This window comes from Sulfitobacter dubius (assembly GCF_900113435.1).
Lineage (GTDB): Bacteria > Pseudomonadota > Alphaproteobacteria > Rhodobacterales > Rhodobacteraceae > Sulfitobacter > Sulfitobacter dubius.
Genome location: NZ_FOPG01000014.1, coordinates 1 through 4,560 on the forward strand (window position 1 = coordinate 1; position 4,560 = coordinate 4,560).

Annotated in this window: 4 protein-coding genes; all 4 read right to left on the reverse strand. The window is 53.1% G+C overall.

Going from position 1 to position 4,560, the window contains the following annotated elements:
* Positions 1–2,459 (reverse strand): class I SAM-dependent DNA methyltransferase (locus BM229_RS17915; protein ID WP_093929003.1); only part of this gene is annotated, 2,459 nt, incomplete at its 3' end.
* A 105-nt stretch (positions 2,460–2,564) separates the two neighbouring features.
* On the reverse strand, positions 2,565–2,858 hold the full coding sequence (locus tag BM229_RS17920) for a hypothetical protein (protein ID WP_093929004.1): 294 nt from the start codon (positions 2,856–2,858) through the stop codon (positions 2,565–2,567).
* Positions 2,840–3,508 carry a ParA family protein gene (locus tag BM229_RS17925; RefSeq protein ID WP_093929005.1) on the reverse strand — a complete coding sequence of 223 codons (669 nt, stop codon included), beginning with the start codon at positions 3,506–3,508 and terminating at the stop codon, positions 2,840–2,842. The genes BM229_RS17920 and BM229_RS17925 overlap by 19 nt, the downstream gene beginning before the upstream one ends.
* 86 nt (positions 3,509–3,594) lie before the next feature.
* Positions 3,595–4,560, reverse strand: a 966-nt coding sequence (locus BM229_RS17930; RefSeq protein WP_244152279.1) for a replication initiator protein A, incomplete at its 5' end; no start/stop codon positions are given.

The following is a 4,560-nucleotide window of genomic DNA, read 5'->3' on the forward strand; positions in this document are numbered from 1 at the left end:
CAGCCGAGGGTGTTGGAGTAGCTGAAACGCATCTCCAGCCGCACGCAGACTGTGCCGATCCAGACCCAGTGCAGGCGCGAGGCAATCAGTGCCATGTTCCAGAGGGGGGCGTCGTAGAGGGCGAAGTTGCGATCGCCGATGATAAAATCACTCGACAGATAATCGACAGGTAGGAAATCCCGATTTTCAGACGACACCCGTGGCACAACGATTGCATTTCGTTCGGAGCGCCCAGCAATCTGAACAAAACGGTAAGGTTTCGCGGCAAAATCTCTCGTCGATTGTGCAGGAGATTCAAGTCTGTTTACAGCAACTTTTCCGAGGCGTTCCGCAACAAAGGTGTTCTTTTCTGCAGCGCTTGTTTCGTCAGCCTCAATCCAAAGGCAATACCTTTGTTTCCCGTTGATCAACTCCTCTGAGCCAACAAAATGACGGACCATGCTCGCAACGTTTTCGTCTTGTCGAAGCTGCGCCGCATCTTCTGAGCTTAAGAATAAGTGTCCTCCATCCCGCGGCATGTTTCCAAACAGCATTTTGCTCTGTTGGCCAACGGGTTCGTTGGCTTTTACGACGGCCTCCAGCTGGTTCGGCACCAAATAGGGTCCAATACCGGCACACTCCCTCACAGAGTCTTCATCATATAGTTTTTTGGGTTTGGACGATGTGCGCGTGAGTCCGACGATAATAACTGTGACACCGGCGTTATGGCTTGCCAGATTGCTCCATTTGAATGGCAGGTGCGCGAAGCTGATTTCTATATTTTGGCGAAATGCTACTGGCCATATTTCGGAGGCCTGCTGTCCTTGGCAAACACTGTTTGTGACAACGAAAGCTGCAGCAGCGTCAGGCACTACTTGAACATAGTCAAAATAGCGGGCGAACCATCCGGCGACAAAGTCAGTTACTTTTGCAAGCTTTGGGTGCTTTGCCCAAGCATTGACCATGTCTTCTTTTTGATCGGAGGACTGCCACTTGCTACCCCGATAGGGCGGGTTGCCGCAGATATACGTCTCGCCGCCTTCATTCTCGAAGTCGATCTGGGCCTGCTCCAGCGGTGACATGAACAGGTCATCCGACTGAAACTTCACCCCCGTCCCCGTGGGTGGGCAGATTGACAGCCAGTCCAGCCGCAGTGCGTTGCCACAAGTGATCCAGTTCTGCGCATCCAGCGGCAGGAATTCAGCCAGCGCCTCTTTCTGGCCGCGATAGGTCACGTCGCATTGATATTCCGCGATGATCAGCGCAAGACGGGCAATCTCGGCCGAGAAGTCCCGCAACTCGATCCCCCGGTAGTTAGTCAAGGGGATGTCACTGCGCCGCTCTGGCTCGCCGCGGCGTTTGTTCACCTCAAACTCCAGCGCGCGGATTTCCTTATAGGCGATGACAAGGAAGTTGCCCGACCCGCAGGCGGGGTCAAACACCCGGATCTTGGCCATGCGGTCGCGCAGGTTGGCCAGCTTGCGGGGGTTGTCGCCCGCCGCTTCAAGATCAGCGCGTAGGTCGTCCAGAAACAGCGGGTTCAGCACCTTCAGAATGTTCGGCACAGAGGTGTAGTGCATGCCAAGCGCGCCGCGTTCCTCATCATCCGCCACGGCCTGGATCATCGAGCCGAAAATATCGGGGTTGATCTGGGTCCAGTCGAGGCTGCCGATATGGGACAGATAGCGCTGCGCGATTTTGGAGAAATGCGGTGCCTCGGTGCTGCCGGAAAACAGACCGCCGTTCACATAGGGAAAGCCCTCGGCCCAGCGGGGCAGCTTGGCCCCTGCCCGCTCGGATCCGGCCGTGTTCATCGCGCGAAAGATTTCACCGATGATCTCATGGGTGTTGGAACCATCACGTTCCGACATCCGGTCGATCGTCGCCGTGAACATGTCCTCGCCGTTGAAGATGTCGGTATCCTCGGCAAAGAAGCAAAAGATCAGCCGCGCCATGAAGTGGTTCATATCATGGCGGCGATCGGCGGTGCCCCAATCAGGGTTGTCCTTGATCAGTTCGACGTAGAGCCGATTGAGGCGGCTGGTTGCACGGATATCAAAGGCGCTCTCGCGGATCTGCTTGACCGTGCTGATACCGGCCAGAGGCAGGAAGAACCCGAAGTGATCGGGGAAATCGGTGTAGGCGCAGGCGATGGTGTCGCCAGTGGTGGTATCCTCGGCCTCAAGATCAGTGCCGTCAGTGGCGAGGATGAACTTCGCCTTGGCCTTGGTGGTGGCGGGGCTGGATTTGAGCCCTACAAGGGTCTGGGCCACCTGCCCTTTGGCGCAGGTCTTGAGGTGGATGTTGTTCGTCTGAAGAACGCCATCGAGGTCGGATTTGTTCGACGCTCCTGTGCGCAGGCGTTTGATGGTAGTGTCCTTATTCCCGAAAGCCAGGAGGAAGGCATAGGGGAACTCCTTAGCATCGAACGGCTGCTCGGCCAGGATGGAGATGGCCTCTTCAATTTCAACAGCGTTCATTGGCGGGCTTTCAGTGATCGGAAGTATGTTTGGGATTTGCAGATGTGGAAAACGAGATAACAGTTAACCCATAATAGGTATTTACTACCAGTTATGGGTTAACTGTTATCTTCTGCGACCATCGATGTCGGCATTGGCTGGAATGTCGAGACCGCCAGCGCGCAAGCACTCATAAAGCAGCTCTTTTTGGGTCAACCGCCGCTTTTTTGCTTCTGCGGCAAATGCCTCTTTTATCGGCTTGGGGACATTTGTGAACGAGAACTGAACGCGCGGCGCGTCCTTTAATGCTGAGGACTTGGCCTTGCTTACACTTGGAAAGGGCGCCGCCATCTCCTTAATCTTTCGAGCGCTATCATCGCCATCAAGATCATCCTCAAGGTTTACACTGACTTTTGCCATGAGCCGCTCCTATAAAAGTTGATAAGGCCCCTGCTTTGCAAATCGGCCAAGACAGTTTGTGCAGACGTTTTGGCGGCCCCCTGGGGGGCCATGCCTGTTGAGGTCATTTCCTTGAAGCCTGTCCGATGTGCGCACATTGCATTCAAACGCGGCACATCCTGAGCATCCAAAGCATCAACAATCGCTTGGGTGATGTTGGTGTTCGCGTCTACGTCCATCATGACGACGAGCGCCGGAATTTCTTTCTCCATCGTCTCGGCAACGCTCTGGACATGGGAGAAAGTGCGCTTCGCACCCTTGGCATCCGCCTCATTGGCCTTGGATGGTATAAGGATCAGGTTTGCAGCCGCAATCGCGTGCATTGCCATCGCTGACTTGAAACCGGCAGTATCCACGAAGATTGCATCATAAGCCGGCTCGGACTTCTTGAGGGCTTTGACAGTCGGAAGGAGCTTCTCATCATCTTCCTCGAACAGCCAGTCCAAGCTGGTCTGTTCCTTTTTCGCCCATGACTCCAGATGCCGCTGAGGGTCAGTATCAATCACAGCGATTTTTGCGCCATCTGCGACCATCAGGCTCGCAAGCGCCGTCAGTAGTGTCGTTTTACCAGCACCACCTTTTTCCTGAACTACGCTGATAACTTGCGTCATGAAGCACCCCCTGTTTTTAACCTCTAACAGGTAACACTTAACAGTCAACACTTACCTGTTAGTAGATAAGCCATGACAGATAATAGTTATGGTGCATTACCCCTTCGCTCATACCACTTCCGGCAAAAACCAACAAATGCTCCATCAGCATGACGAGGGGCTTCACTCATCCACATCCGCCACTCTTGCTCCAGAAAATACACATCCCACGTCGGGGCGGCCTCACGAGCCTTCTCGTATGCGTCACCAGAGAGGCGAACTATGTCGTCAAGATTTGAGGTTGATTGATCCCCATAAACATCAAGAAACTCGGCCTTTGGAGTGACCTCCAAGATATCGTGCAACAACCGAAAATGATAATCTGGCATATGTGATTGAACTTCATCAGCATTGCAGATGGTTTTTACCAGGCGCTTAAATTCCTTCGACGTCGAGGTCGAACCAGTCTTGAGTTGCAATTTATTTAAGCCGATCCGCCAAAATCCCTGTTTTCCGCAATGTTTTCGAGCGAGCTCATACAGACGTCGCTCCAAAGGCTTCCTTAGCTGAAAATATGCCCTATGAAGAGTGAGAACATTCTTATTTTCAATAGCTTTTACGAGCCAACCTCCCATCTCGAGCTCAACGCTCAGAAGCCTTCCGGTTGAGTCTTCTTTGACGATACGCGACTCTGTGATGAAGGAAATTGAGCGCCATTCACCAATGCCGTGATCGTGGATATTGGTTTCAATCTGCGTAAACTGAAGGCGGGTGAGGGCGCGTCGAAGCGTGCCGTAAGCTTGCCCGCTGGTGTGTCGGTTCGTCGCTTTGAGAAGATCGTGTGCGGATATTTGCACTCGGCGGCCAATCTCTTGACCGTCATTTTTCGCTGCCATCAGTTGACTGAGAACATATATTAAAATGTCCCTGTCAAAAACATTCGCACGCCCTTCTTGAGCAGAGGGTGTAATCTTAACTTTTACCTCGCCTTGTTCATACTCGAACGAAGCCATGTCTTTCTTCACCGACAAAGAAAAAAGAGGATACTCCATTGAGGCCCTGTCACTCTTCGG